The 26,715-nt window shown below is 75.0% G+C and carries 24 protein-coding genes; 8 read left to right on the top strand and 16 right to left on the bottom strand.

Annotated features, from left to right (window positions below):
- Positions 1-350: 350 nt before the first annotated feature.
- From QBL21_RS02670 to QBL21_RS02655, 4 genes are read right to left on the bottom strand one after another with little or no spacing between them, the layout of a single operon-like run.
- Positions 351-1,037 (bottom strand): GTP-binding protein, encoded by a 687-nt coding sequence (locus QBL21_RS02670; RefSeq protein ID WP_407560341.1) that lies wholly within the window; start codon positions 1,035-1,037, stop codon positions 351-353.
- Positions 1,018-1,386: a DUF742 domain-containing protein gene (locus tag QBL21_RS02665; protein ID WP_407560340.1), complete on the bottom strand. Its 369-nt coding sequence runs from the start codon at positions 1,384-1,386 to the stop codon at positions 1,018-1,020. The genes QBL21_RS02670 and QBL21_RS02665 overlap by 20 nt, the downstream gene beginning before the upstream one ends.
- Positions 1,383-1,820 carry a roadblock/LC7 domain-containing protein gene (locus QBL21_RS02660; protein ID WP_407560339.1) on the bottom strand — a complete coding sequence of 146 codons (438 nt, stop codon included), beginning with the start codon at positions 1,818-1,820 and terminating at the stop codon, positions 1,383-1,385. Before QBL21_RS02660 ends, QBL21_RS02665 begins: the two co-directional genes overlap by 4 nt.
- Positions 1,817-3,565: an ATP-binding protein gene (locus tag QBL21_RS02655; protein ID WP_407560338.1), complete on the bottom strand. Its 1,749-nt coding sequence runs from the start codon at positions 3,563-3,565 to the stop codon at positions 1,817-1,819. Before QBL21_RS02655 ends, QBL21_RS02660 begins: the two co-directional genes overlap by 4 nt.
- 519 nt (positions 3,566-4,084) lie before the next feature.
- On the opposite strand from QBL21_RS02655, the gene QBL21_RS02650 reads away from it, so the two are divergent.
- The 3 genes from QBL21_RS02650 to QBL21_RS02640 all read left to right on the top strand — a co-directional run bounded on the left by QBL21_RS02650 (position 4,085) and on the right by QBL21_RS02640 (position 7,441).
- Positions 4,085-5,575, top strand: a complete 1,491-nt coding sequence (locus tag QBL21_RS02650) for an arylsulfotransferase family protein (RefSeq protein WP_407560337.1) — start codon at positions 4,085-4,087, stop codon at positions 5,573-5,575.
- Positions 5,576-5,615: 40 nt separating this feature from the next.
- Entirely contained in the window at positions 5,616-6,674 is a 1,059-nt protein-coding gene (locus tag QBL21_RS02645; RefSeq protein ID WP_407560336.1) for a type III polyketide synthase, read from the top strand.
- 113 nt (positions 6,675-6,787) lie between these two features.
- Positions 6,788-7,441: a sulfotransferase family protein gene (locus tag QBL21_RS02640; RefSeq protein WP_407560335.1), complete on the top strand. Its 654-nt coding sequence runs from the start codon at positions 6,788-6,790 to the stop codon at positions 7,439-7,441.
- A 162-nt stretch (positions 7,442-7,603) separates the two neighbouring features.
- On the opposite strand, the gene QBL21_RS02635 is transcribed toward QBL21_RS02640, so the two are convergent.
- The gene (locus QBL21_RS02635) at positions 7,604-9,901 is read right to left on the bottom strand and encodes a SpoIIE family protein phosphatase (protein WP_407560333.1); all 2,298 of its coding nucleotides are present in this window, start codon (positions 9,899-9,901) and stop codon (positions 7,604-7,606) included.
- A gap of 332 nt (positions 9,902-10,233) precedes the next feature.
- Between QBL21_RS02635 and QBL21_RS02630 the strand changes: the two genes are divergently transcribed.
- Positions 10,234-10,443 (top strand): DUF397 domain-containing protein, encoded by a 210-nt coding sequence (locus QBL21_RS02630; RefSeq protein ID WP_407560332.1) that lies wholly within the window; start codon positions 10,234-10,236, stop codon positions 10,441-10,443.
- 62 nt (positions 10,444-10,505) lie between these two features.
- Here QBL21_RS02630 and QBL21_RS02625 read toward each other — a convergent pair whose 3' ends face one another.
- Both QBL21_RS02625 and QBL21_RS02620 read right to left on the bottom strand, forming a co-directional pair.
- Positions 10,506-11,003 carry a GNAT family N-acetyltransferase gene (locus tag QBL21_RS02625; RefSeq protein WP_407560331.1) on the bottom strand — a complete coding sequence of 166 codons (498 nt, stop codon included), beginning with the start codon at positions 11,001-11,003 and terminating at the stop codon, positions 10,506-10,508.
- Positions 11,004-11,013: 10 nt separating this feature from the next.
- The gene (locus tag QBL21_RS02620) at positions 11,014-11,772 is read right to left on the bottom strand and encodes a class I SAM-dependent methyltransferase (protein WP_407566280.1); all 759 of its coding nucleotides are present in this window, start codon (positions 11,770-11,772) and stop codon (positions 11,014-11,016) included.
- Between the two features lie 228 nt (positions 11,773-12,000).
- On the opposite strand from QBL21_RS02620, the gene QBL21_RS02615 reads away from it, so the two are divergent.
- Both QBL21_RS02615 and QBL21_RS02610 read left to right on the top strand, forming a co-directional pair.
- Positions 12,001-12,621, top strand: a complete 621-nt coding sequence (locus tag QBL21_RS02615; RefSeq protein ID WP_407560330.1) for a TetR/AcrR family transcriptional regulator — start codon at positions 12,001-12,003, stop codon at positions 12,619-12,621.
- A gap of 201 nt (positions 12,622-12,822) precedes the next feature.
- Positions 12,823-13,368: a GNAT family N-acetyltransferase gene (locus QBL21_RS02610; protein WP_407560329.1), complete on the top strand. Its 546-nt coding sequence runs from the start codon at positions 12,823-12,825 to the stop codon at positions 13,366-13,368.
- A gap of 79 nt (positions 13,369-13,447) precedes the next feature.
- Here the strand turns inward: QBL21_RS02610 and QBL21_RS02605 are convergent, their stop codons facing one another.
- Positions 13,448-14,239 (bottom strand): class I SAM-dependent methyltransferase, encoded by a 792-nt coding sequence (locus QBL21_RS02605; RefSeq protein ID WP_407560328.1) that lies wholly within the window; start codon positions 14,237-14,239, stop codon positions 13,448-13,450.
- Positions 14,240-14,704: 465 nt separating this feature from the next.
- Between QBL21_RS02605 and QBL21_RS02600 the strand changes: the two genes are divergently transcribed.
- The gene (locus QBL21_RS02600; RefSeq protein ID WP_407560327.1) at positions 14,705-15,589 is read left to right on the top strand and encodes a hypothetical protein; all 885 of its coding nucleotides are present in this window, start codon (positions 14,705-14,707) and stop codon (positions 15,587-15,589) included.
- Between the two features lie 6 nt (positions 15,590-15,595).
- On the opposite strand, the gene QBL21_RS02595 is transcribed toward QBL21_RS02600, so the two are convergent.
- The gene (locus tag QBL21_RS02595; protein WP_407560326.1) at positions 15,596-15,844 is read right to left on the bottom strand and encodes a hypothetical protein; all 249 of its coding nucleotides are present in this window, start codon (positions 15,842-15,844) and stop codon (positions 15,596-15,598) included.
- A complete protein-coding gene (locus QBL21_RS02590) occupies positions 15,841-17,256 on the bottom strand; it encodes an amidohydrolase (RefSeq protein ID WP_407560325.1) in 1,416 nt (471 codons plus the stop codon). Before QBL21_RS02590 ends, QBL21_RS02595 begins: the two co-directional genes overlap by 4 nt.
- Positions 17,257-17,466: 210 nt before the next feature.
- On the opposite strand from QBL21_RS02590, the gene QBL21_RS02585 reads away from it, so the two are divergent.
- The gene (locus tag QBL21_RS02585; protein WP_018840305.1) at positions 17,467-17,640 is read left to right on the top strand and encodes a thiazolylpeptide-type bacteriocin; all 174 of its coding nucleotides are present in this window, start codon (positions 17,467-17,469) and stop codon (positions 17,638-17,640) included.
- 114 nt (positions 17,641-17,754) lie between these two features.
- Here the strand turns inward: QBL21_RS02585 and QBL21_RS02580 are convergent, their stop codons facing one another.
- From QBL21_RS02580 to QBL21_RS02555, 6 genes are all read right to left on the bottom strand, one after another.
- Positions 17,755-19,875 (bottom strand): TOMM precursor leader peptide-binding protein, encoded by a 2,121-nt coding sequence (locus tag QBL21_RS02580; protein WP_407560324.1) that lies wholly within the window; start codon positions 19,873-19,875, stop codon positions 17,755-17,757.
- Complete coding sequence (locus QBL21_RS02575; RefSeq protein WP_407560322.1) at positions 19,872-20,627, bottom strand: ABC transporter permease; 756 nt, start codon at positions 20,625-20,627, stop codon at positions 19,872-19,874. The genes QBL21_RS02580 and QBL21_RS02575 overlap by 4 nt, the downstream gene beginning before the upstream one ends.
- A gap of 74 nt (positions 20,628-20,701) precedes the next feature.
- Complete coding sequence (locus QBL21_RS02570) at positions 20,702-21,625, bottom strand: ABC transporter ATP-binding protein (RefSeq protein ID WP_407560321.1); 924 nt, start codon at positions 21,623-21,625, stop codon at positions 20,702-20,704.
- Between the two features lie 55 nt (positions 21,626-21,680).
- Positions 21,681-22,790, bottom strand: coding sequence for a metalloprotease (locus QBL21_RS02565; RefSeq protein WP_407560319.1), 1,110 nt, complete (start codon positions 22,788-22,790; stop codon positions 21,681-21,683).
- Positions 22,787-23,866: a lantibiotic dehydratase C-terminal domain-containing protein gene (locus QBL21_RS02560; RefSeq protein WP_407560318.1), complete on the bottom strand. Its 1,080-nt coding sequence runs from the start codon at positions 23,864-23,866 to the stop codon at positions 22,787-22,789. Before QBL21_RS02560 ends, QBL21_RS02565 begins: the two co-directional genes overlap by 4 nt.
- Entirely contained in the window at positions 23,863-26,715 is a 2,853-nt protein-coding gene (locus tag QBL21_RS02555; RefSeq protein ID WP_407560317.1) for a lantibiotic dehydratase, read from the bottom strand. The genes QBL21_RS02560 and QBL21_RS02555 overlap by 4 nt, the downstream gene beginning before the upstream one ends.

Genomic DNA, 26,715 nt, shown 5'->3' with positions numbered 1-26,715 from the left:
GGCGTCGGCGTACCCGGCGGGCTCGACGCGCCCAGCGGGCTCGACGCGCCCAGCGGGCTCGGCCCGCCCGGCGGAATCGACCCGCCCGGCGGGCGCGTCCCCGTCGGTGGGATCCGCCGGATCGGCGGGCTCGGGCGCGCCCGGCAGTGCGGGCGCGCCCGGCAGGTCCGGCGGGCCCGGCAGGTCTGGCGGAGCGGGCACGTCCGGCGGAGCAGGTACGTCCGGCGGAGCGGGCACGTCCGGCGGGGCCGGCACGTCCGGTGCGTCGGGCGCGTCCGGCGTCTTCGGCGCGTGCGGTATCGCCGCCGCGCCGCTCCCCTCATGTACGGCCTGGTCCTCGGGAGTCGGGCTCATGTCGCGGTCTCCGGTGCGGTGGGGACGGTGGCTGCGGCGAGGCGCTGGAGGTGCTCGACCAGGGCGATCAGCACGCCCTTGCTGGACTCGCGGGAACGCGCGTCGCAGTCGACCAGGGGGACGTGCGGGTCGAGGTCGAGCGCGTCGCGCACCTCGGCGCCGGTGTACGGCGGGCCGCCGAAGTCGTTGCGGGCGACGATGAACGGCGTGCCGTGGTGCTCCAGCCGGTCGATGGCGTACCAGGAGTCGGCGAGCCTGCGGTGGTCGACCAGGACGATGGCGCCGAGCGTCCCGGAGAACAGCCGGTCCCACAGGAACCAGAAGCGCTCCTGGCCCGGCGCCCCGAAGAGGTACAGCACGGTGCGCTCGTCCAGGCTGATGCGCCCGAAGTCGAAGGCGACGGTCGTGGCGGTCTTGCCGGGCACGGCGCTGCGGTCGTCGATGCCGCGGCCGGCCAGGGTCATCGTCTCCTCGGTGTTCAGCGGCCTGATGTCGCTGACGGAGCGGACCATGGTGGTCTTGCCGACGCCGAAGCCGCCGACGACGACGATCTTCAGCCCGTTGTCCGTCGTACGGGCCAGCGGGACGCGCTCGGTCGCGCCGCCCGGCGCGGACGGTCCGGCCGACCCGGCCGTCCCGCCCGTGGCGGACGTCGCGCGGGTGTCAGAGGTGGCGGAGTCCAACGAGCACCTTCTCCAGGGTTTCGGGATCGGCGAACCGGACGCCGCCCGGTGTGCGCGGCGGCGCGTACCGCGGGTGGCGCGCGGTGATCCGGCCGGCGGCCAGCAGGTCGGACAGCAGGATCTTGGTGATGCCGACGGGCAGTCCGAGGTCGGCGGACAGCTCCACCACGGCGGTCGGGGTGCGGCAGATACGCAGGATGGCCGCGTGCTCCGACTGCATGCCCGGCGTCGGCTCGTACTCGGCGACCACCAGGGTGACGAGGTCGAACTCGTCGCTGGCGGGCCGGCTGCGCCCCCCTGTCAGGGTGTACAGCCGGTCCGGATCGTCGTCCCGGCCGGCGCGGGTCATTCCGCCGCGACCCCCTCGGCCGCGGGCACGGGCCCGCGGGGCGGCGCGCTCAGGTGCTCGCCGAGCTGCTCGACCAGCTCCAGCATGTTGTGCCCGACGAGCCCGGGGTCGGCGGCCTCCGCGGCGACGACCGCGACGTGGCTGCCGGAGCCGGCCTCGGCGATGAAGAGGATGCCGCCGTAGAACTCGGTCATCGACTGCCGTACGCCGCCGCTGCCGTCGCCGAACTCGACGGAGGCGCCGTGCGACAGGCTCTGGATGCCGGCCGAGATGGCGGCGAGCTGGTCGGCGCGGTCCTCGGACAGCTCGGGCGTGTGGCAGAGCTTCAGCCCGTCGCGGGAGAGGACCAGGGCGTGCCTGGTGCCGGGCGTGCGCTCCAGCAACCCCTCCAGCAGCCAGGTCAGCCCGGTGGCCTCGGCGGGAGATTGGGTCATCGGTCGTCCTCCGAAGGTGAAGCGGCGTTGCGTGCGGGGGGTGCGGCGGAGGAGTCGGGGCCGTCGTCGGGCGGTGCGGATTCCTCGCGTTCCTCGGGTTCCTCTTCTGGTACGGATGCACCGGGCGCTACGGATACGCCGGGCTCCTCGCGTACGCCGTCTGCGTCGCGTACGTCGCCTGCCCGGCCGGCGTCGCGCTTGCGGCCGTTGACGGCGGCCACCGTGGCGCCCGCCGCACCAGCCGCACCCGCGCCGTCCGCACCGCGCTCCTGCCCGGTCACCGCGCGCCGGAAGGCGCCGAACCGGGCGGCGGAGCCGGCGGGTTCGCGCCGGCGGTGCGCCCCGGTGTCGCCGGCCGCGCCCTCGCCTTCGCCCGGGTCCGTACCGGAAGCCGCGCCGGTAGCGCCGTCGCCGGCGCCCTCCGGCACCCCGCCCGGGTGGGCGCCCGCCAGGGTGCGCCCGCGGCGCCGGCGCGGCAGTGCGGCGAGCCCGAACGGGTCGTGCCCGCCGTCCCCGGCCCCTGCGCCCCCGGCTTTCGCGTCCGCGGTCTCGCCGTCCGCCACGTCCCGCTGCCGCGGCAGCGGGAGCGGCGTGCTGCCGGTGTCCTCCTCGGGCATGGGCAGGGCCGGCGTACGCACCGGCTGGCCGGGCCGGGCCCGGGAGATCAGCTCCTGCGGGATCATCAGCACCACGCCCGTACCGCCGATGGCGGAGGGCCGGAACGAGACCGTCAGCCCGTGCTTCTGCGCCAGGTGCCCGACGACGGGCAGGCCGAGCCGGGTGCCGGTGAGCGTGGACAGGTCGGTGGCGGTGCCCGAGACGGCGCGCTCCGCGCGCCGCTGCGCGGCCTCGCTCATCATCAGCCCGCTGTCCTCGATGGTGACGACGGCGCCGGCCGGCACCTCCGAGACGTAGACGTGCACCTCGGTGGTGGGCGGCGAGAAGTTGCAGGCGTTGTCGAGGAGTTCGGCGAGGGCGTGCATGACGCCCTCGGCGGCGTGTCCGGCGACGGCCACCTCGGAGACGGCCCGCAGCCGCACCCGCTGGTAGCCGGCGATGCGGCCCATGGCGCCGCGCAGGATGGACTCCATCGCGATCGGCTTCGCCCAGCGGCGGCCGGAACGGGCGCCGCTCAGCACCGCGATGCTGTCGGCGACGCGGCCGGCCTGCGCGGTGCGGTGGTCGAGGTGGAGGAGGTCGCCGAGGACGTCGGCGTCGCCGTGCCGGTGCTCCATCTCGCGCAGGTCGGCGAGCATGCTCGTGGTGATCGCCTGCATCCGGCCCGCGGCGTTGGCGCAGGAGGCCATGGCGGCGGCCCGGCGGTTCTCGCTGCGCCGCGCCTCCTCGGCGACCTGCTGCATGGCCCGCCGGTACGCCTGGTTGTCGAGCCGGGGGGCGGCGCTGAGCGCTTCGTCCACGGGCGCCCCGGCGGCGATCTTCCGCAGCACCTCGGGTACGACGCGGTCGGCGAAGACGGCGGCGGCGCCGGCCGCGGCGGCGGCGCGCTCGTCGGCGCGGGCGGCCTTGGCCCGGTAGCCGGCCGCGGCGGCGACGGCTATGCAGAGCAGGAGGGCGGCGGCGCCACCGGCGTAGACGATCTGCTTGGTGTGGTCGTCGGGTCCCGCGACCGCCGCCGCCAGCACCGCGACGGCGGTCGCGGGCGCGGTGACGAAGAGGGCCGACAGGGGGGCGGGCAGTCGGGAACGCGAGGCCCGGGGTGGGGCTGCATCCTGGTGCGCGGTCATCGACGGGCTCCTCCGGGCAGGTGGCCTGTCCCAGGTCGGGTATGTGCGCCGGGTTGAGCGACGTGCTCCCGGGTTGAGCAACATGCTCTCGGGTGCTCAAGTCGCCGACACTATAGGGAGTTTCCTCACCACACCAGCACACCCAGAAGACCGTTTGCAGCACACCTGTGACAAGAGTCGGCCGCCCGGATCAGGGCGATTCCGAAGGCCAGCCGCGTCGATCGTGACGGCCCTGTCACCGCCCGTCGGATAGAACGAAGGACGCGCCCAAGATCGTCCGTACGCCCTCGCGGCAACGGCGTCCAACTGCTCAACGGCCCTGGTCAGCAAGCCCTTCCGGCGTCACCACGCTGTAACCGCGCGCTTGTTACAACGTTTGAGCAAGATCGCTGATCAAGCAGCCCCACGGCCCACGACGTTGCCGTACGACGGCCGCCCAGCGCTCAGGACCCTCCACCGACGGGAGACCTCCGGATGACCCGTTTACCGCTACCGCAACCGCGTACGTACGCCGCCCTCGTGCTCTGCGGAGTCACGGCGGCCACGCTCACGGCGGCACCCCCGGCCACCGCCGGCCAGACCGCCGCCATTCCAGGCACCACGGCCGACCGGGCCGCCGCCGTCGACGGCGAGGCACCGCCCGGGCTCGACGTGCTCAAGCGCAGCCGCGGCATGGCCCCCGGCCTGCTCTTCCTCACCCCCCAGGGCCGCCACGAGACGCCCCGCGGCCCGCAGATCGTCGACGACCACGGCCGCCCGGTCTGGTACCACCGGATCCCCCGGGGTTTCGTCGCCGCCGACTTCCAGGTCCAGGAGTACCGCGGCGAGAAGGTGCTCACCTGGTGGGAGGGCGAAAGCTCCCCCACGGGCACCGGCTCCGGCACGGGCTACATCGCCGACGAGAACTACAACGTCATCGCCACCGTCAGAACGCCCGACGCCGGCGAGCGCACCGACTTCCACGAGTTCCGCCTCACCGACGACGGCACGGCCCTGATCCTCAGCTACCGCGACGAGCCGTACGACCTCACCCCCGTCGGCGGCCCCAAGGACGGCCAGGTCCTCGACTACGTCGTGCAGGAGATCGACATCGCCACCGGCGAGAAGGTCATGGACTGGCACAGCCTCGACCACATCCCGATCACCGACTCCGACCGCCGGTCCGAGCCCGGCGCCACCACCCCGTTCCCCTACATGCACCTCAACGCCGTCAGCGTCGACCACGACGGCGACCTCCTCTTCTCCGGCCGCGAGACCAGCACCATCTACAAGGTCGACCGCGAGACCGGCGAGGTGATCTGGCGGCTCGGCGGCAAGCGCAGCGACTTCCGGCTCGGCGCCGGGGCCCGCACCATCGGGCAGCACAGCATCGAGCCGGCCGGCGAGAACACGTACCGCGTCTTCGACAACCAGAACATGGGCAGCCCCGGTTACGAGTCCCGGGTCGCGTGGCTGCGTATCGACGAGAAGCGGAAGACCGCCGAGCTGGTGCGCCAGCAGGTCCACCCGGACCGCCTCACCACCGGCCTGGAGGGCAACAGCCAGGCCCTGCCCAACGGCAACACCTTCGTGAGCTGGGGCTCGCCCTCCGGCCGCATCTCGGAGTTCGCCCCCTCCGGCCGGCTCGTCTTCGACGCCACGCTGCCGCAGGGCATCAGCAGTTACCGCGGCTACCGCTCCCCCTGGAAGAGCACGCCGGACACCGCGCCCGACGTGGAGGTGAACGACGCCGTCACCGCGGTGGAGGCCGTCTGGAACGGCGCCACCGAGGTCGAGGACTGGCGCGTGCTCGGCGGCGAGACGCGGTCGGGTCTGCGGCCCGTCGCGCGCGCCGGGTGGAACGGGCTCGACACCGAGGTGCAACTGCCGCCCGAGGCCCGGGACATCGACTACGTCAGGGTCCAGGCGCTCGACGCCCGCGGCCGGGTCATCGGCTCCTCCCCGGTCGAAGCCGTCCGGGCCGAGGGGGCCGACGAGGCCGGCGGCACCGAAGAGCCCGCCCGGCGCTGACGCCGCAGGTCTGCCGACACCGCAGAGTCAGGAGAACACCATGTCCGATGCGCGGATCGTGGCCGTCACGTTCCGGTCCCCACCGCTCGTCAAGATGGAAGAGTTCGCCAACCTCGTCGCCGCCGACCCCGGAGGCGACACCGTCGCCCAGGTCATCCGGAACTCGGCGATCACCACCAAGGGCATGGCCGTCAACGCCCTGCTGGAAGACCCCCGCCGCTGGACCACGCGCCGGCGGATGGACCGCAGCCTCGCCGAGGCCCGCCGCCTCGGCCGCGACGCCGTCACCGCGGCGCTCGCCGAGGCCGGCCTGCGCCCCGCGGACGTGGGGCTCTTCGCCACCGTCACCACCACCACCCACTCCGCCCCCGGCCTCGACGCCCTCGCCCCCGGGCTGGGGCTGCGCCCCGACGTCGAGATGCTGTCGCTCGGCCCGATGGGCTGCTACGCCGCCGTGCCGGCGGTCTCCGCCTGCGCGAACTGGGTCGCGGTCAAGCGGCGCCCGGCGGTGCTGCTCGCCGTCGACCTCTTCTCGCCGCACGTGCAGCCGCCGCCGTACGACATGGAACAGGCCGTCGTGCTCACGCTCTTCGGCGACGGCGCCGCGGCGGTGGTGCTGCTGCCGGGCGAGGCGGACGTACCGGGCGTCCCGGGCGTCCCGGGCGTCGAGGTGGTCGACGCCGAACAGCTCACGGCGCCGGCGCACGTGGACGACCTCCAGGTCCACATGGGCGACAGCGGGCTGCGCATCCGGCTCAAGCCGTCCATGCCGGACGTCGTCGCCTCGTCCATCGCGATCCCCGCGCGGGCGCTGCTCGCCCGGCACCGGGTGCGCTGGGCGGATGTCGCCTGGTGGGCCGTTCACCCGGGCGGGCGGCGCATTCTCGACCGGGTGGACGAGGCGCTGGGGCTGCCGGAGCAGTCCATGGCCGCGGCGCGGGAAGTGATGCGGGAGTACGGCAACACCGCGGCCCCGGCGGTGCTGGGCGTGCTGCGGCGGCTGTGGGCGGAGCGTCCGCTGGCGGCCGGGGAGCACGGGGTGGTGCTGGCGTGCGGCCCGGGCGCGACGGTCTGGGCGCTGCTGTTGCGCGGTACGTAGCGGGAGGGAGAGGGACACGGAGAAGAAGGACGAGGAAGCAGATGAATCAGAGGAAGGGGAGGAACGGAAAGAAGAGGGGCAAGGCAGAAGAAGCGGAGCGGAAGGAGAAGGCAATGCTGGAGGTCATCGGCGCGGGAGTCGGCCGCACCGGAACGCTGTCGCTCAAGACGGCGCTGGAACGGCTCGGCTTCGGCCCGTGCCACCACATGCTGGGCCTTTTCGAGGACCCCGGGCAGATCCCGGTGTGGCAGGCGGCGTCCCGCGGCGAGCCCGTGGACTGGACGCAGGTGTACGCGAAGTACCGCTCGACGGTGGACTGGCCGGGCGCCCGCTTCTGGCGGGAGATCGCCGGGGCGTTCCCCGAGGCGAAGGTGGTGCTGACGGTACGGGACCCGGAGAGCTGGTACGCGAGCGCGGCGAGCAGCATCCACGCCGCCGCGGTGGCCCCGCCCCCGCCGGACGCCGACGAGGGGTTCCTGCGGCTGCGCGACATGTCGCTGGAGGTCGTCTGGGACGGCGTCTTCGACGGCCGGTTCACCGAGAAGGAGCACGCGCTGAAGGTCGTCGCCGAGCACGACGCGGCGGTGCGGGAGGGGATCGACCCGGACCGGCTGCTGGTGTTCCGGGTGAGCGAGGGCTGGGAGCCGCTGTGCGGGTTCCTGGGCGTCCCGGTCCCGGACGAGCCGTTCCCGCGGAGCAACGAGCGGGGCAGGTTCATGGACGAGGTCAAGGAGCGCAGCGCCGCGGCGGGAGACGCCGCGGGGTGAGGACGGAGCTGCGGGCGCGGCGGGGGTGATACTCCTCCGGTCATCGGCGCCGGCCCGCAGCCGTACGGGGTCCGGGGGCTCATCGGCCTCCGGGCCCCGAACGCGTCGCCGGCGCCGGGCCCGTACCACTCGTCGCCGGCGCGGGGCTCGTCTCACCCGTCGCTAGCGCAGGGCCCGTATCAGCAGCAGCGCGATGTCGTCGTGCCGCGTGCTCATCTTCTCCGCCCGCCCCACCAGCGTGTCCGCCAGGTCGTTCATCGACACCTCCCCCGCCTGCGCGAGCTTCTCCGCGAGCCGCACGGTCGCGGCGCCGATGTCCTCGCCCGGCGTCTCGACGAGCCCGTCGGTGTACAGCACCAGGACGGCGCCGGGCCGGAAGGGCACCTCGGTGGTGGGGTAGTCGCCGTCCGGGTCGATGCCCAGGAGCAGGCCGGGGGGCAGCGGAAGCGCTTCGGCGCGGCCGTCGGGGTGGCGCAGCAGCGGCGGCGGGTGGCCGGCGGTGGCGAGGCGGGCGCAGTGCCGGCGCAGGTCGAGGTGGGCGTAGAGGCAGCTCGTGAAGAGGCCGGGGTCGAGGTCGGCGAGGAGCCGGTTGGTGCGGGTGAGCACGTCGCCGGGCGGGGTACCGACCGCGGCGTGGGCGTGGACGGCGGTACGGACCTGGCCCATGAGCGCGGCGGCGCTCACGTTGTGGCCCTGTACGTCGCCGATCGCCGCGGCGGCCGTCGTCTCGTCGTAGCGGATGAGGTCGTAGAAGTCGCCGCCGACGTCCATGCCGCGGCCCGCGGGCAGGTAGCGGGCGGCGACCTCCAGTCCGTCGATGGGCGGCAGGCTGCGCGGCAGCAGCCCGGCCTGGAGGCTGCGGACCATCTCCAGCTTCGTGTCGTACAGCCGCGCCCGGTCCAGCGCCTGCGCGATGAGCCCGGACAGCGAGGTCAGCACGGCGCGCTCGGTGGGCGGGAAGGCGCGCGGGCGGCGGTACGACAGGGCGAGGGTGCCGACCATCCGGCCGGAGGCGATCAGCGGCAGAAAGGCGCAGGCGTCCATGTCCCCCTGGCAGGGAACGGCGGGGTAGGCGTGGTGCAGTTCGTCCACAGTGCCGAAGAAGCGGGGCAGGCCGGTGGCCAGGGCGTGCGCCGCGGGGTCGTCGGCACCCAGGTCGAGGGTGTCGGCTCCGGTGAGGAACCCGGGGCTGTGGCCGCGGTGGCCGATGGTCCGCAGCCTGCCCTCCTCCGCGGCCATCAGCAGCATCGCCTGCGGCCCGAACGCGGGCACGACGAGGTCGGTGACCAGGTCCACCACCTCCCGCATGCCGAGCGCCTCGGTCAGCGCCGCCGCCACGTCCATCAGGTGGTAGAGCGCGGACGCGCCGACGGGCTCGGGGTCGGCGGCCCCCGGCCGCCCGGGGGCGGCGGAGGTGGTCGGGCCGGTGGGGACGGGGGTGATGTGGACGCTGATGCCGCCGGCGTCGGGGTACAGCTCGAAGTACAGGCGGCGGTCCGGTGGTCGCACGACGGTGAAGGACGTGGGCCGCCGGGAGATCACCGCCGCCCGGTAGCGCTCCTCGCAGACCGGGTCGCGCAGCCACAGGGCCGTCTCCCAGGGGCGGGCGCCGAGCAGGTCCGCGGTCTCGACGCCGAGCAGTTCGGAGCCGGCCGCGTTGCAGAACGTGATCCGCCCTTCCAGGTCCAGCCCGCAGCACCCGATCGGCAGCCGCTCCACGAACTCCACCACCGCCAGCGCCTCGGCGCGCTGCGGCGACCGCGGCCGTACGGGCGGCATGATCCGCGGCTCGTCCGCGGGCCGCACGGGTGTGCCGCGCTCGGCGGCGCGCTGGAGCCACAGCCCGCAGCGGCGGCTGAAGGTGGCGAGGGCGGCGCGCTCGGGCGTGCTCAGGCGGTCGGGGTGCCAGATGGGCCAGAGCATGACAAGGCCGCCCCAGACGGCGGGGGCGATGTCGGGGTCGGCGGTGTCGGGGTGGGGGGCGTCGGGGCGCGGGGCGTCGGGGTGCCCGTTGGTGCCCGGGGCGTCGGAGGCGGGCATGGCGCGGAGGGAGTTCGTGGTGCCCGGGGCGTTGGTGACGATGGGGCGGGCGGCGAGGGTGAAGTCGTACGGCAGGACGTACCCGACGCGCGGAAAGCGGCGGGCCATCTCCTCCTGCCCGACGAGCCACACGAGCCGCCGCTCGCGCACGGCGTGCGCGACGGGGATGGGGGCGTCGAGGGGGATCCGCGTCCAGGGCGCGACGAGCGTCCGCGACGCCCCGGAGACCAGCGCAAGCCGCAGCACCCGCTCACCCTGCGGCAGCACGTACACCAACCCGAGCGACGCGCCGGTGGACCGCATGAGCCGCCCGAAGGCGGCCTCCAGCCATCCGAGACCGCCCACGTCGTCGGGGTTGCCGGGGTCGTCAGGGTCCTCGGAGGACCGCGGACCGTCGGCAGGACGCGGGGGGTGGCCCATACAGGGACGATACGCCCGTACGGGGCAGGCGGCAGCCGGGGCGGATTCCGGTTTGATCACTTGGAGACCCTGTTGGACACCCCCGGACGCTCACTACTCTCCGTGTCGTATCGACTACAGAAGCGACAAGGGGCATGCATGCCACCACGACGAGCCGTCTCCGGACGCAGTCAGCAAGCACGGGAGCGATTCGCGGAGGAACTGCGGTTACTACTTCAGGACACGGAGGTGGACCAGCGGGTGGAAACCCGCATGAACCGTCGCGCACCGCTGGAAGGCGTAGGTGCGCCCCGCTTCCGCAGCATCGCCTCCGAAACGTTGGAGGACGTACCTTGCGACGCATCGACCTGAGTACGGCGAACTGGCGCAAGTCCAGCTACAGCAACGGCGACGGCGGCATGTGCATCGAGGTCTCCGACGACCACCCCGCCCTCGTGCCCGTACGCGACAGCAAGGACCCCGACGGCCCGGCCCTCGTCTTCGAGGCCGCCGCCTGGACCGCCTTCGTCGCCGCCGTCAAGACGGGCGAACTCTCCGCCTGACCGCACCGGACGCATGGCCGCACCCCGCTTCCGCTCTGTACGCGGGAGCGGGGTCGCCCGCCTCAGGCCGGTTGCGGCCGGTTGCGGGCGTACACCGTGACCGGGTTCCCCGCGAACGTGTCCTCGCGCAGCGGCGCGAAGCCCAGCCGTTCCGCCACCCGCACCGAGGCGGTGTTCCCGTGGCGGATGAGGGCGATGAAGTACTCCTCGGCCAGGGTCGCGAAGCCCCAGTCCAGACAGGCGCGGGCGGCTTCGGTCGCGTAGCCGTGGCCCCAGGCTTCGGCCTTCAGGGTCCAGCCGAGTTCCACCTCGTCCAGGTCGGACCAGTAGTTCAGCCCGACCCGGCCGACGAACTCGCCCGTGGACTTCAACTCGACTGCGCACAGCCCGTGGCCGCGTTCCGCCCACTGCCGCTCGATGGCGGCCAGCCGCTCCCGCGCCTGTTCGTGCGAGTACGTGCCGACGAACCGGTTCACCCGCTCGTCGGCGTGGAGCGCGACGAACGCGTCCGCGTCCGTGACCCGCAGGGGGCGCAGCAACAGCCGTTCGGTTTCGATCACTCGGCCCAGCCTAGCCGCGCCGCCTCAGCGCCGCGGTGACCGCCAGCGCCGTGTACCCCATCCTGAGCTGCCCGCCCAGCCCGTCGACCGCCGCCGCGGTGGCGTCGATCAGGGCCGTCCGCTGGGCGGGGGTGAGGACCGCCATGCCGCCGCCGGTGGGGAGTTGGTCCAGCCACTCGTCCCGCGTGTACGTGCACTCCCAGCCGTACCGCCACTCCTCCGGCTCGCCGAAGGCCCCCGCGCCGCGGATGCCGTCCGCCGTCTTGTCGACGATCGCCGAGTAGCCGTCGAGGGCCGTGCGGCTCCAGGGGTTGAGGGGTGCGCCGGGCAGGGCGTCGCGGTAGGCGGCGGCGAGGGCTTCGGCGACGTCGGGGGCGGGTTGCGAGACGTTCCAGAACACGGCGAGCCGGCCGCCGGGGCGTAGCACCTCGGCCGCCTTGGCGGGGCCCGCGACCGGGTCGATCCAGTGCCACGTCTGGCCCGCGACCACGATGTGGAAGCGGCGGCCGGCCGCGTCCCACTCCTCGAACGGGGCCACTTCGACGTCGAGGCCGCCCTCGCGCGCGTACGCGGCCATGCGGGCATCGACGTCCAGGCCGAGCACGCGGCAGCCGGCGGCGCGGAGTTGGCGGGCGACGATGCCGGTGCCGGTGCCGACGTCGAGGACCGTACGGCCCCCGTCCCCCGCGATGCGGACGATCAGCTCGTCCGGGTAGCGGGGGCGGGTGCGGTCGTAGCGGGCGGGGTCGGCGCCGAAGGACTCCGCCATGGTGCGGGCCCGGTGCGGCTCCGGCCCGGGGTCGGGGCCGGGGCCGGGGTCCGGCGCGGCGTTCGGCTCCTGCTCCTGCTGCGGCGTCGCGGGCTGCGGTACGGGCCGCTGGCCCCGCGCGCCTTCGCCGTCGCGGGTCCGGTCGTCGTCCGACGGTAGAGTGGGCATGCGCCCACCTTAGTGGGCACCCGCCCACTCCACCACCCCCGCCCACCGAAGGAACGCCCCATGCCCACAGGCGTCGCCCTCCGCGACCCCCGCCGGCAGCTCTTCGCCGCCGCCGAGCGCGTCCTCCTGCGCGCCGGGCCCAACGCGCTGACCAGCCGCGCCGTCACCGACGAGGCCGGCTGCGCCAAGGGCGTCCTGCACCGGCACTTCGCCGACTTCGACGACTTCCTCGCCGCGCTCGTCCTCGACCGCGTAGCCCGCCTCGACGGCCAGGCCACCGCCCTGCGCGCCGCCGCCGACACGGGCCGCGGCACCGTCGTCGGCAACCTCGCCGACGCGCTGACCGACCTCTTCGAGTCCGTCGCCGTCGCCGTCGTCGGCCTCGTCGTCTCCCGCGACGGCCTGCGCGCCCGCCTGCGCCGCACCCGCCCGACCGGGGTGCCGCTGCTCACCGACGCCGCCGACATGCTCGCCGCGTACCTCACCGCGGAACGCGACCGCGGCCGGCTCGGCCCGGACGCCGACATCCCCACCCTGGCCCCCACCCTCGTCGGCGCCGCCCATCTCCTCTTCGCCGACCGCGAGTCGGCCCCGCCGGCGCCCGCGGAGGTACGGAAGGTCATCGCGGCGGTCGTCGCGCCCGTCCTGACCCCCGTCGCCAGGGACGACTTCCCCGTGTAAGGTGGCGCTCGCCGTGTTCGAACGGGAGAGATGAGAGAGGGAGGTGAGGTTGATGACCGCGCTCAAGGCCACCGTGCGCAGCGTCCGGGTCTCCCTCACGCCCCGGGCCGTGGCCTGACCTCTCCCCGTCTCCGCCCACGCCGGGAGCGTGACCCGCGGGGCATCCACGAACACGACCATCGAAACGGATCCATATCCATCATGGGCAACACCTGGATCACGCGCGCCGAGACGCGCGCCGACATCCCCGTCATCCGCGACATCACCCTCGCCGCCTTCGGCAGGGACCGGGAAGCCGACATCGTCGACGAGCTGCGCGCCGACGCGACCGCGTGGATCGAGGGCCTGTCCCTCGTCGTCGCGGACGCCGACGCCGCGGACGCCGAAGACGGCACGGCCGGCGGCGGTCGGGTCCTCGGGCACATCCTGCTGACCCGCGGCCACATCGGCGACACCCCGGCCCTCTGCCTGGGCCCCGTCTCCGTACGGCCGGAGCGGCAGCGCGACGGGGTGGGTTCCGCGGCGGTACGGGCCGCGCTCGCGGTCGCCGCAGAGCAGGGCGAGCGGTACGTCGTCCTGGTCGGGCACCCGGAGTACTACCCGCGGTTCGGCTTCACCCGGGCGTCCGCGTACGGCATCAGCCTCAGCGTCGAGGCGCCGGACGACGCGGTGATGGCCCTCGCGCTGGACGAGGACCACCCGCTGCCCGGCGGCATGATCCGCTGGCCGGCGGCGTTCGGGATCTGATCCCCGCCGGAATTCGGGTCAAGGGGTACGGGGTACGGGGCACGCGGTGCCCCGTACCCCCACCGGAACTCCCCCGTGCTCAGGCCGGCTTGCGCGCCTCGACGAGCGTGCGCGAGCTGTGCGCGACGAACGGGCCCTTCGCCGCGATCAGTTCGTGCAGCTCGCGCAGCCGCGGCCGGTACGCCGCCACCGTGAAGCCCGGCACCATCCAGATCACCTTCCGCAGGAAGTACGCGACCGCGCCCACGTCGTGGAACTCCATCCGCAGCCGCTCCGTCCGCAGCTCCACGACCTCCAGCCCGGCCGCCTCCGCCGCGGCCCGCTCCCGCTCGGGGTGGCGGTTGTCGCGGGTCTCCTCGGGCTGCGGCCCGAGGAAGTACTCGACCAGCTCGAAGACGCTCGCCGGGCCGACGTGCTGCGCGAAGTACGTCCCGCCGGGCGTCAGGACGCGGGCGATCTCCGCGAAGTGCGGCGTCACCGGGTGCCGGCTGACCACCAGGTCGAACGCCCCGTCCGCGAACGGCAGCGGCGGGTCCTCCGGAGCGGCGACCACGACGGTGCCGAGGGGGTGCAGCAGGGCCGTCGCCTTGGCGACGTTCGGCGGCCACGCCTCGGTGGCGACGGACAGCGCCGGCCGCACCGGCACCCCGGCGAGGACTTCGCCGCCGCCGGTCTGGATGTCCAGCGACGCGACGGCGTCGGCCATCCGCGCACCCATGGCCCGCTGGTAGCCCCAGGAGGGCCGCGCCTCGGTGGCGCGGCCGTCGAACCAGGAGAAGTCCCAGCCGTCGGTGGGGGTGGCGGCGGCTTCGTCGAGAAGGCGGTCGAAGGCGGCGGCGGAGGAGGCGTCGGAGTGGGCGTCGGAGGTCATGCGGGTGATCGTCGCAAAGGGGCGGGGCGGAGGGCGACCGGTTAAGGGCGGCGGCGGGCCGGGGTCTCTGCATGCGCATCGGGCGTCCGCCCGTGAAACCACCGCGCAACCAACTGCCAACTTTCCCGCTACCGAAGGCGGTTCGGGAGCGGGCGGAACCCCCTGGCTTTCCACGGTTTGCCTGGGGTATGCATCCCGGAGCGCACTCCGGCGTGACAAATTGTCGTTACGCCGAAGTTCACCCTGCCGTGGCGACGGCGCGGAACCATGGGGCCAGCGACCGAGGCCCCTCGTGGCACATCCGCTCAAAGCAGGAGGCTCGCCGTGCACACCAATGAGATGGGCGTTTTCGGGGTCTCCCCTGCGGAAGAGCAGCTTTACCGGCATTTCCTCCGGCACCCCGATTCCTCTTCCGAAGGCGTCCACGTAACGCTCGGCATCGCCCGGCACGAAATGGAACAGGCCATGACCCGACTGGTCCGGCTGCGGCTGCTCAGACCCGGGGATCGGCCGGGGTGGTTTCTTCCCGTCGATCCGGAGCAAGTGGTGGCGCGGCTGACCGAGTTGCGGCTCCGCGAGATGTACCAGGAGATCCAGCGGCTCACCCAGAGCCGGCACGTACTGACGACGCTGCGCGCGGAGGGTACGGCGGCCTCGGCGGACGGCGCCCCGGCGGGCGGCGCCTACGTCGGGGAGCACGGGGTGGAGGAGATAGACGACCGCAAGGACCTGAGCAACCGGATGGAGGAGCTGGTCTTCTTCGCACGGGAGGAGATCGCCTCGGTCGAGCCGGGCTTCCACCTGATGAGCGAAGCCGTGCTGAAGCGGCGCACGGTGGAGTGGCGGGCGCTGAAGCGCGGGGTGCGGCGGCGGCTCGTGCTGCCCGCGGACACGCTGCGGCATCCGCGGGTCGCCGGGCACGTACGGGAGTTGCTCGCCCGCGGCGGCGAGGTGCGCGTGGTGGACGAGATATCGGACCAGCTCGCCGTCTACGACGGGCGGGTGGCCCTGATGCCGAAGGACCCGAAGAACCTCGACGAGGGCGCGCTGCTGGTACGGGGCCGGGGGCTGGTCAGCACGCTGTCCGGGCTCTTCGAGAAGGTCTGGGAGCAGGCCGAGGACGTCTCGGTCGAGCTGCGCGAGCCCGAGGAGCCGGAGCCGGAGCTGTCCGAGGCGGAGCTGCGGGTGCTGCGGATGATGTGCGAGGTGGGCAAGGACGAGACCGGCGCCCGGGACCTGGGTGTCTCCGTACGTACGTACCGCCGGCACATCGCCGACGTGCTGCGCCTCCTCGGCGCCTCCACCCGGGCGCAGGCCGCGCTGCTCGCCCGGGAGCGCGGGTGGGTCTGACGCGCCTCACGCCGGCGGGCCGCCGTCCACCGACCAGCCCGCGCACGCCCCGTGGGCCAGCGCATCCCCCGCCACGGTCGTCGCCCCGACCTCCGGCACCGCCAGCCGCAGCCTGATCCGCTCCGACTCCACCCGCAGCCCGTGCGGCAGATGGGCCCGCAGCAGCCACAGCAGGCGCACGGCGGTCGTCTCGGCCGGCGGGGCGTCGAAGTCCTGACGTACGAACGCCACCTCGACCGACCCGCCCGCGCTCATCGGCCCGCCCCGCCGCCGGCGACCCCGTCGGCACCGACCCGCTCGGCTCCGGCCCGGTCCGCATCGGGCCTGTCCGCATCGGGCCTCCGAGCACCGGCCCGGTCCGCATCGGGCCCGTCCGCACCGGCCCGTTCGCCGCCGGCTCCCCCGGGCCTGCCCGCCCCGCCGGCCCCGTCGTCGTCCGGTTCTCGCGCCCCCAGCGCCCGCCTCGCCGCCGCCGTCAGCGCCTCGATGCCCGTCACCACCGCCGCCCGCAGGTCCGGCGCGAACCGCGGCGAGTGGTTGCCCGGCACCGGCCGCCCCGTGCGCGCCGCTTCGCGGCGGGCCGCCGCCGAGACGGTGCCCAGCATCCAGTAGCCGAGGCGGACGCCGGGGGCCCCGTGCACCTCCGCGCCGGCGGGGCCGTACCAGGCGAAGTCCTCCGCCGCGGTGGCCGGCTGCCAGCGCAGCACCCGGCCCGGGGACAGCGCGGCGACGTGGGCCGCCCGCAGCTCCGCCGTCAGCGCGGCGTCGGGCAGCAGGGTCCGCGACCGGGCCCGTACCGCCACCTCCGGCGCCCGCGGCGCCCCCGCCGCCTCCGCCTCGCCGGCCAGCACCCGGCGTACGCCCGCGAGCAGCCGGTCGAGGGTGCCCTCGTCGAACGCCCGCAGGCTGATGCCCAGTTCCGCACGGTCCGGGATGACGTTCGCCTCGGTGCCCGCCGCGAGCCGGCCCACGGTCAGCACGGCCTGCTCCGCGGGGGCCCGTTCGCGGGCGACGAGCGCCTGGAGCCGCAGCACCGCCGCCGCCGCGGAGACCACCGGGTCCACCGTCAGGTGCGGCGCCCCGGCGTGGCCGCCGGTGCCGTGCAGCACCGCGTCGACGGCGACCGTGCCGGCCAGCAGCGGGGCGCCGTCGGAGTGCGCGACGGTGCCGGCGGGCAGCGGCGCGGTGTGCTGGGCGAGGACCGCGTCGGGCGGTCCGGTGAGGTCGTAGAGCCCGGCGCGCAGCATCGCCAGCGCGCCGTCGAGCGTCTCCTCGGCCGGCTGTCCGACGACGGCCACGGTGCCGCGCCAGCCGCCGGTGTCGCGCGCGAGGAGCCGGGCGGTGCCGGCGAGCGCGGCGAGGTGGACGTCGTGGCCGCAGGCGTGGGAGACGCCGGGGACGGTGCTGGCGTAGCGCAGTCCGGTGTCCTCCGGCACGGGCAGCGCGTCGAGTTCGGCGCGCAGCAGCACGGTCGGGCCCGCCCCGCGGCGCAGCACGCCGACGACGCCGTGGCCGCCGACGCCCCGGGTGACGGCGTAGCCGTCGGCGTCGAGCAGGCCGGCCAGCACGCCGGCGGTGCGCTCCTCGGCGCCGGACGGCTCGGGGTTGAGATGGACGTCGAGACAGCATTCGACGGCGGAACGCAGGACGTCCGCGGGTACGGGCATGCGCGCCACGCTCCTCTCCCGGGCGGCTCCAGCCTGCCCGATGCGGTGATCAGTACGGACTCAGCCCCCTGTCGCCCGGTGACAGCGAAGTGACAGCGAAACGCGGGCGGGGGTGGCAGCGGGCGTCGTTTCAATGGCCGGGACAAGCATCGGACCCACCGGCCGTTCGGACGGCGGGCCCGCCCTCCGGATACGGAAGAAGGAGTTCCCATGGCTGACAAGGCGCTCTCCACCCTCGCTGACGAGATCCTGGAGCTGGAGTCGGAGACCTTCGAGATCTCGGACTACTCGGACCAGGCCGAGGTCGTCCTCGCCGGTTCGACCTCCTGCTCCTCCACGTCGACCTGTTCCAGCACCACCAGCACCACCTCGTGCAGCGCCTGACGTTCCGTCGGTAACGCCGCGCCCAAGGCAGCCCTCACGGGACGGAGTCGGTCCTCCCGTGAGGGCTGCGGTGTGCGCCGCGCGGACTGGGGTGCGCGGGCCGCCCGGCATCCGCTACGGGAACGGGTGCGGCACCGTGCGCAGCCCGCCCCCGTCCCCGCGCCCTGTCCCACGTCCGTCCCCGCGGCCGCCCGCCGCGAGCAGCCGCGGCATCCGCAGCGCCCGCTGCCGGTGCCAGCCGAAGTCCAGCGGCAGCAGCCCCGGCGCCAGCGTCGCGACGGTCCGCAGCCCCAGCACCCGCTGCTCGGGCGTCGTCTGGTCGACGGCCACGGCGTCGTACCCGTGCACCGCGAGCGCGTCGACGAGCAGCCGCAGGTCGTCCCGCAGGTCCAGCGTCGCCGGCCGCACCAGGGTCCAGTCGGCGAAGGCGTCGGCCAGCGGCAGCGCCGGGTCGTCCGCCAGGAAGTCCTGAGCGTGCGCGGCCATCCGCGGCAGCCCGTAGAGCTGCGCGTGGTCCTTCAGTTGGCGTACGCGCCCGAAGTCCTCGGCCATCGCCTCCAGTTCGGTGCGGCGCTCGGCCACCTGGTACGGCAGGTGCGGGATGTACGTGAGCACCTCGCTCAGCGCGCCGGTCAGCGCGCCCGCCGGGTCCAGCGCCGCCGCGGCGCCGAAGGACAGCAGCCCGGGGCCGCCGTCCTCGCGCACGGCCACCGCGGTGATCACCGGGATGCCCAGGTCGCTGCGGGTGTCGAAGGCCCGTACCTCGTAGCCGAGGAGCGCTGCGCGGTCCAGCATGCCGCGCACCCGCGGGTCCCCGGTCGAGCGGGGGTCGACGCGGGTGAGGGGGCCGCGCCCGTACCAGGTGAGGAGGAAGGCGTCGCGCTCGATCAGCTCCAGCAGCCCGTACAGCGCGGCCTCGGCCAGCGAACCGCCGGTGGCGCAGCCGTTGGAGCACTCGAAGACGAAGTTGTCGGACGGCAGCCCGGCGCTGTAGTGCACCAGCCGCGCCGGTACGAGCACGGGGTGGTCGTCGCGCAGGCAGTGGCCCCAGATCCAGGGGATCGGGCGGGCCGGGTCGAAGGGGGCGACCATCGGGTCGTCGCGGTACGTCTCCGGGGCGTACAGCCCGGTGCGCCGCGGGTCGACGACGGTGTTCTCGCCCCACTCGGCGGCCAGTTCGTCCAGGGAGGCGGTCACCGGGCGCAGACCGCGGCGGGCGTGGGTGCCGGCGTAGCGCTCCAGGCCCTCCAGGTAGGCGAGGGTGCGGCTGGTGGCGTACGCGTCCGCCTGGCCGGAGAACGTGACGTCGTTGAGGCCGGCGTAGCCGCGGACGAAGGCGCTGCCGGAGATCGGCGCGGTGGTGGTGGAGGCGGGGTTGAGGTGGGTGGTGGAGCCGAGGGCGCCGCAGACGGGGTTGGCGAGCGCCGCCTCGGGCAGGTCGAGCGCGGCGAGCGGCATGACGCGGTACACGTCGGTCGCCGGCTTCGGGGTGGGCGCGAGATACATCCGGCCGTGCTCGGGCGCGTCGTCGGCGGGCGTCACGCAGGCGGGGCACAGCGGCTCGGGGAGCAGCGGGAACGTGGCCAGCGCCAGCGTGCCGAGGTCGACGCGCGTGACGCGGGCGAGGCCGTCGGGCGAGCGGCGGCCGGCGACCGCGCGGCACACGGCCCACACGGCGTCGGCGACGTGGTCCGTCAGCACCGGCCACGCCGCGCCCCCGGCGGGCGCGAACCCGCCCTCCAGCGCCTCCCGTTCGGAGCGCGTACGCAGCCGCTGCCAGCGCATCGCCAGGCACCGGCCGCAGGCGGGCCGCGGTGCGGGCGGTCCGCCTGCGGCCGGATTCCCTCCGGCGCCCCAGGGTCCGACGAGCACCGCGCGCGAGCTGAGGTGCACGGTGGCGCCGGGGCGCTCGTCCGGCCACGGGTCGCGGCCGGGGTGCAGGGTGTCGGCGGCGCCAAGGGGCACGACGACGGGGAGTGGGGGGTTTGGATCACGGGTGGCACAGAAGCCGCCCGCGCCCGCGGCGGCGCGCACGCCGCCTGAGCCGCCCGCGCCGCCGAAGCCGCCTGAGCCGCCGTCGTCGTCGTCGTGGCCGCCGCCGTCGTCGTCGTGGCCGCCGCCGGTCGTCCAGCGGCTCCGCAGCGCCTCCGCCAGCCAGGCGCGGGCCGCCTCCAGCGGCGCCGGCGCCCCGTCCCGTACCGCCCGGGTCTGCTCTTCCTCCGTCGTCGCCGTCATGTGCGGTCGCTCCAGCGGAAGACGCGGAAGGCCACGGCCCCGAACACCACCGCGAACGCGGCCAGACCACCGCACGCCACCGCGATGTCCGAGCCCCCGCCCGCGTCGGTGAGAGCCGCCGACACCCCGTCGTTGAGGTGCCGCAGCGGCAGTACCCAGCTCATCGCCTGCATCCACGACGGCATGGCGTCCAGCGGGTAGAACGAGCCGGACAGGAACGCCATCGGCACCATCATGAAGTTGGCGACGGCGGCCACCGCCTCGGGCGTCCGGGCGAAGGAGCCGACGATCGCGCCCAGCGCCAGGAACGCCGTGATCCCCAGCACCAGCACCGGTATCGCCAGCGGCCAGCCCGCCGCGAGTTCGAGTCCCATCACCGGCAGCAGCGCCACCGCCACGAACAGCACCGCCTGCACCAGCCCGATGCCCACGGCCAGCACGTACCGCGAGCCCAGCACGGAGGCCAGCGGCGTCGGCGTCATCCGGATCACCCGCAGGATGTCGTCCCGGCGCCACTGCATCAGCACGAAGCCGACGCCGAAGACGGCCGCGTTGCCCACGCCCCAGGACAGCACCCCGGGGGCGATGTACGCGATGTAGGGCCGGCCGCTCTCCTCCACCTCCTGGCCGTGGAAGATCAGCCCGAAGACGACGAGGAAGAGCAGCGGGAAGGCGAAGGTGAAGAAGAGCGTGGTCTTGTCCCGGGTGTACGCCCGGTAGCCGGCCTCCGCCAGCGCGGAATAGGCACTCATGGCATGTCTCTCCGATGGCTGCGAGGGCTCCGAGGGCTGCGAGAACGGCAGGGGAGGGCGGCGGCGGTCATCTGTCAGTCCTGGCCGGTGAGCTGGAGGTAGACGTCCTCCAGGCTGGCGGTGCGGGTACGTACCCCGTGGAGCCCGGCGGCCTTCTCCACGGCGGCCAGCACCGGCCCGGCGTCCTCGGTGCGCAGCACCAGGGCGTCGGACTCGCGGGTGACCTCGGTGACGCCGGGCAGCACCCGGGCGTCCTCCTCGCTCAGCCGCTCCGCGGGCACCAGCAGCCACACCGACGTACCGCCGCGGGCGACCAGCTTGCCGGGGGTGTCCAGGGCGGTGACCCGGCCGCGGTTGACGATCGCGACGCGGTCGCACAACGCCTCGGCCTCGTCCAGGTGGTGGGTGGTGTAGACGATGGTGCGGCCCGCCCGCTTGAGGTCGCGGAGCAGCTCCCACAGCGCGCGCCGGGCCTGCGGGTCGAGCGCGGCGGTCGGCTCGTCGAGGAAGATCAGCTCGGGCGCGTGCACGAGCGCGGAGGCGATCGCGAGGCGCTGGCGCTGCCCGCCGGACAGGTTCTCCACCCGCACGTCCGCCTGCTCGGTGAGGCCGACGAGGGCCAGCGTGCGGTCGGCGGCGGCGCGTTCGGTCCCGTAGAGCGCGGCCATCGTCTTCAGGTGCTCGTACGCGGTGAGCCGGACGAAGAACGCCGACGCCTGCGTCTGCACGCCCAGCCGCGGCAGCAGCGCGGTGTCCCGGGGCCAGGGCCGCCGGCCCAGCACCTCGACCGTGCCGCCGTCGGCCTCCCGCAGGCCCTCCATGATCTCGATCAGCGTGGTCTTGCCGGCGCCGTTGGGGCCGAGGAGGCCGAAGAACTCGCCGCGGCGGACCGTGAACGACACCTCGTCCACCGCCCGCACGTCGCCGTAGCTCTTGCGCACCGCCTCCAGGCGGACGGCCGGGGGCTGCCCGGCGGGGTCGTCGGTGTCGGTCGTCACAGGGTTCTCCTTCGGAGGTTCTGCGCGGGCTGCGGGGGGTTTCGGGGTCATCGGCCTACGCCGCCAGCACCACGGCGCGCACCAGCAGCACCAGCACCGCCGCCAGCGCCGCGACCGTCGCCGCCGTGCCGGCGGCGTAGCCGGTGTAGACGGCGCGGGCGCGGCGCGGGTAGGCGGCGGCGTCCGGGGAGCGGCGCAGCGCCAGGGAGAGGTACGTACGGCTGGACTCGGCGAGCCGCAGCCCGCCCAGGAGCTGGCCGGCGATGGTGTAGCCGTCGAGCGGCGGGAGCGGCACGAGCATCGCCGCGGCCTGGAGCACGCCGAGGAAGAGCAGCCCCGCCAGGCCGTCGCGGGTCGCGCCGTCGGGGGCGAGCACCCACCAGCAGAAGAACGGCAGCAGGAACAGCAGGTTGGCCACGGCCCCGGCGCCCGCGACGACGATGCGGGCCCGGCGGCCGGCGAGGTACAGGTAGTCGTCGACCGTGCAGTACATGATCACCACGGGCAGCCGCCAGCGCAGCCCGATCTCCCCGACCCGGCCGCCGTAGTGGCGCGCGGCGACGCCGTGCGCCAGCTCGTGCAGCGCGGTGGACAGCCACAGCGCGGTGGCGACGGCCACGAGCAGCACGGGTTCGGTGAACACGGCGGCGGCGCCGTCGACCAGCTCGCCCGGGTGCAGGGCGAGCACCAGCAGCATCGCGCCGAGCGCCGCCAGCAGCACGGTGCCCCAGACGCGGCCGAGGAGGAAGCCGGTGGCGCGGTGCAGCCGTCCCGCGGTGGTGTGGGCGTCGGCGACGAGCCGTACGCTGCCGGCCAGCAGGCCGCGGGCGGACGGCTGTTCGGGCTCGGCCGCGCGCTCGGGGCGCGGGGCGCCGTCGAGCAGGCCGCGCCCGCCGAGGAGCTGGAAGAGCCGGCTCCAGTGGGCGTCGCCGAGCCGCTTGCCGAAGGCCGCCGCGTACGCGCCGCCCAGCTCCGCGACCGTACGGGAGCCGTCCATCCGTACCATCAGGAACCGTTCGCGCGGCCCGACCTCGAAGGACTGCCCGGTGGCGGTGTCCTTGACCAGGTGCACGGTACGGGGCCCGTGCAGCAGCGCGTCGCTGACCAGCACCTCCGGGCGCAGCCGGGGCTGGTGGGCGGCGAGCGACTCCCGGGTGCTGCTCACCGCGCGCTCCCGGTGACCGGCCGCCGCTCCGCCGCCCGCGCGTGCAGCGCGCGGGCCAGGACGTGGGAGAGGTACGCCTCGTCCTGGATGGTCACGTGCAGCCGGTTGTTGGTCATGTGCATGTACGGGGACAGCAGTCGCTCCAGCGCCTCGTCCGGGTCGTCGACCGGCTCGTCCTTCGTGCCGTCCCAGGACCGGAAGACCAGCTCGCCCCGCTCGGCCAGCGCCACCACCCGGGCCCGCAGCTCGCGGCAGTGCTCCGCCCAGCGGCCCAGCAGCGCGGGCAGCGTGCCCTCGCCCGCGGCGGCGGCGCGGATCCGGCCGTGCCAGGTGAGCAGCCCGGGGGCGACCTCGTCCGCCTTGCGCTCGTACTCGGCGCTGCCGATGAAGCCGGTGTCGGGGAACGCGCGGTGCCAGAAGGTGTAGTAGCGGTCGAGGAAGTCCGCGAGCCGGTCGTCCGCGGGCAGGAACGCGGTGGACATGATCAGCATGAGCTGCGCGGACGTGCCGAGCAGCACGGTGCGCAGGTGCAGGTTCTTGCCGCGCAGCGCGTCGCACACCAGCTCGCTGGAGCGGGCGAAGTGCCACTCGGCGAGCGCCACCCCGGCCGGGCCGCCGTACTTGCCGTACTCGGGCTCGTACGGCAGCCAGGCGCGGGAGTTGTTGGGCCGCAGGTTCATGCGGCCCTCGGCGTCGGTGTAGCCGGCGCGGTCCTCGGGGCGGAACTCGATGTCGAAGAGCTGGTTGTAGAACTCGTTGAGGAAGCCGGAGTCGACCTGGTAGAGCGCGGGGCGCTCGGTGAGGAAGGCGTCCACGGCGCGCTCGGCGCGGGCCCGTACCTCCGCCTCGCGCCCCGGGGAGGAGGGGCGCAGGCGGAGGCGGACATGGGGGCCTTCGAGCCAGTAGTTGATGAAGAACCAGCCGTCGAGGAGGCCGTCGTCGTGCAGCTCGCGGACGAGCGGGCGGACGCACTGGAGCAGCAGCGGGACGGGGTTGGCGGCGTAGTAGACGTGCAGGGCCTGCCAGTCGCCGGGGGGTGTCCCGGGCGCGGCGGCGGGCGCGGTCTTGTCGGTCACGGGGTCTCCCCTTCCGAAGCGGCCGGCGCGGGGGCCGTCTCCACGGCCAGCTCCACGACGTGGCCGCCGTGCTCTGTCGTCAGGTACGGGCCGTCCTCGTCGGGCAGCGCCTCGCGGAACGTCACACGCGCGGCGTCGCTGCGCAGCAGGCCCTCGAAGGCCAGCAGCGACAGCGGGCTCTCGAAGTCGACGTACTGCGGCTTGGCGCCGGTCGCGCCGCGCGCCGCGTCGTCACGGACCATCGCGTACGCCCGCGGGGGCAGCCCGTGCCGGCGGCGCCAGCGGTGCCAGGCCAGCAGCCACCCGCCGTCCCCGGTGCCGGCGGCGCGCGGCGGGAGCGCGGTCGCGGGGGCGCGCCAGGAGCGGCGGGCGAGGACGAGGCGGCCGTGGCGTACGCGGGGGCGGTGGGTGACGCCGTCGTCCGGCTCGCCCTCGGGGACGCCGGCCCAGACGTCGACCGGGGACATGGAGGTCGGGGAGAGCAGGAGCAGGGTGCGCGGGATCTCGGGGAGCGCCAGCGGTACGAGGTAGCCGAGGTAGACCGGCACCACCTCGCGGCCCAGCCGCGCCGAGCGCAGCACCAGCCGGTCCGTCGCGGGGTCGTGCTCCAGGCTCAGGTCGTCCAGGGCGATGCGCTGCTCCGGCGGCACGGAGCTGGTCTCGCCGGGGCAGACGATCTCGTAGTCGGTGAGGCGGCCGTGCAGGTTGAGGTTGCTGGTCACGGGGCCGCCGGTGACCTCGGCGAAGACGGCGCCGGGCGGCTGGAGTTCGCGGGCCCGGGTGCGCAGCTCCGCGGAGAGGTCGCCGGGCGTGCCGGGGGCGCCGTCGAAGCAGTGGGTGAAGCGGCTGAACGGGAAGTGCAGCCCGCCGTAGCTGCGGTTGAGCACCACCAGCGGCTCGGGCCCGGCGAGCTGGACGTGGTGGCTGTGCAGCGCCGGCTCCGCGGGCAGCGCGGCCAGCTCGGCGGCGACGGCGTCGAACAGGTCGTCGCCGAGGACGAGTTCGGCGCCGGCGTCCGCGCCCGCGTGGGCCGCCCAGCGGTCCCGTACCCCGGTGTGGAACGCGCGGCGGGCGGCGTCCAGCGCCCGGAGCTGCGGCAGCCCGAGCCAGTTCTCCTCGGGTACGTACTCACCCTTCGCGTCGAACGGCGTGCGGCGCGAGGTGAACGACAGGTACTGGTCGAAGAAGTCCTCGTGGAAGTCGTGGATCAGCTTCAGCAGGTCCGTGCAGCGCCCGCCGGTGCCGTAGCGGGCGAGGAAGAACCCGCGCAGCGTCAGCCGCTGCGGCAGCGTCAGGTCGAACGCGGGCAGCACCCGCTCCACCGCCGCCAGCGGCCCGGCGAGCGCGTCCGCGAGCCCGGGGGCGGCGTCCGGCCCGCCGTCGGCGCCCGGCGCGGTGCGGCGGGCCGTCACCTCCGGCGCCGTCGTGTCCTCGTACAGCACGGTGCGCGGCACGCGGGGCTGCGCCACGCCCAGCTCCCGCTGCACGTCGGCCAGCCGCCGCCGCAGCTCGCCCAGCAGCTCGCGCCGCTCGGCGGGCGGGGCGGCGGGGTAGCGGGCCAGCAGGTCCGCGGGGCCCTCCAGCGCGGCGGCGACGTCGTCGGCCCAGGGCCGCGCGAGGGCGCGAAGCGCCCGCTGGAAGGCGCCCAGCGGGTCGGTGTCGTGGGCGCGCAGGTCGAGGCAGGGCACGCGGATCATGCCGACGTCGAGGAGCGCGGCCAGGTACTTCTCGACCGCCTCGCGGTCGGCGTCCAAGTCGGCGCCGAGCCAGTCGGCCAACTCCCCGTAGCGGACGGTCTCCCGCTTCTCCAGCAGCCCGAGCATGCGCTCCAGCACGCCGCTGCGGCGCAGGAAGAAGAGCTGGTCCTTGACGGTGTCGAAGGTGACGGCAGTGTCGTCGTCGCCGGCGGTCACCCAGCGGCGCACGTAGCGCACGCGGTCCTCGTCGCGGCCCCAGCCGGGCGCGGGCGCGACGGGGAGGTCGGCGCGGCGGCGGGGGTCGGCGAGGACGGCGGCGGCGAGGCGGCCGACGGCGAGGACGTTGAGGCGGGGGTGGCTGCGGGGGGTGTACGGGCCGGAGAGGCGCAGGGCGGCGGGGGTGCCGGCGTCATCGGTGGCGGTGCCGTCGGTGGCGGTGCCGGTGAGCCGGCCCAGGGCGACGGACGTGAAGGCCGCGAACGGGCTCGTCTTGCACGCCGTGCGGTAGAGGTAGGCGAGCAGCGAACGCTCCACCTTCCGTGTCCGCTTGTCCGCGCGCGCCGGGTCGGAGGCGGCGAAGGCGTCGAGCTGCGCGTCGAGTACGGGCGAGGCCAGCAGCACGCCGCCGCGCAGCCGGTCCTCGCCCAGGGTGGCGCGCAACGCGCCGCGGGCGCGCAGGAGTTCGCCGGCCAGCAGCTCCTCGCCGGCCGCCAGGTCGGCGTCCAGCCCGGCCCGCAGCTCCAGCCAGCCGCGCAGCGGCTCGGCGACCTGCGGCGCGAGTTCCGCGACGAGCGCGAGCGCCGCGGCGGGGTCGGCGGGGCGGCGCCCGTTGAACACCTCGCGGCGCAGCCGCAGCAGGTCGCGCCGCACCCGCTCGTCGTCGCGGCCGGCGACGAGGTCGTGCAGCCGGTCGCCCAGCGGCCCGGCGTTCTTCGCGAGCCGGGCCTCGGCGGCGAGCACGCCGTCGGCCCAGTCGCGGACGGCGGGCGAGCGCAGGGCCCGTACGGCGTCGGCGGGCAGGCCGGCGATCCGGGCGAGGAAGCGCGGCCCGAGGCCGGGCGCCGCCGCGGGCGCGTCGTCCTGCCCGGCCTCGCGGGGCCGGGCGCCGTCCGCGCGTACGCCTGCGTCGGCAGGAGCGGTTTCCGTGGTCAT

The sequence above is a fragment of the Streptomyces sp. 184 genome, from assembly GCF_045781775.1.
In the GTDB taxonomy this organism is placed as follows: Bacteria; Actinomycetota; Actinomycetes; order Streptomycetales; family Streptomycetaceae; genus Streptomyces.
Note: the sequence above shows the minus strand (reverse complement) of the source record. Positions and strands in the feature narration are given on the sequence as shown.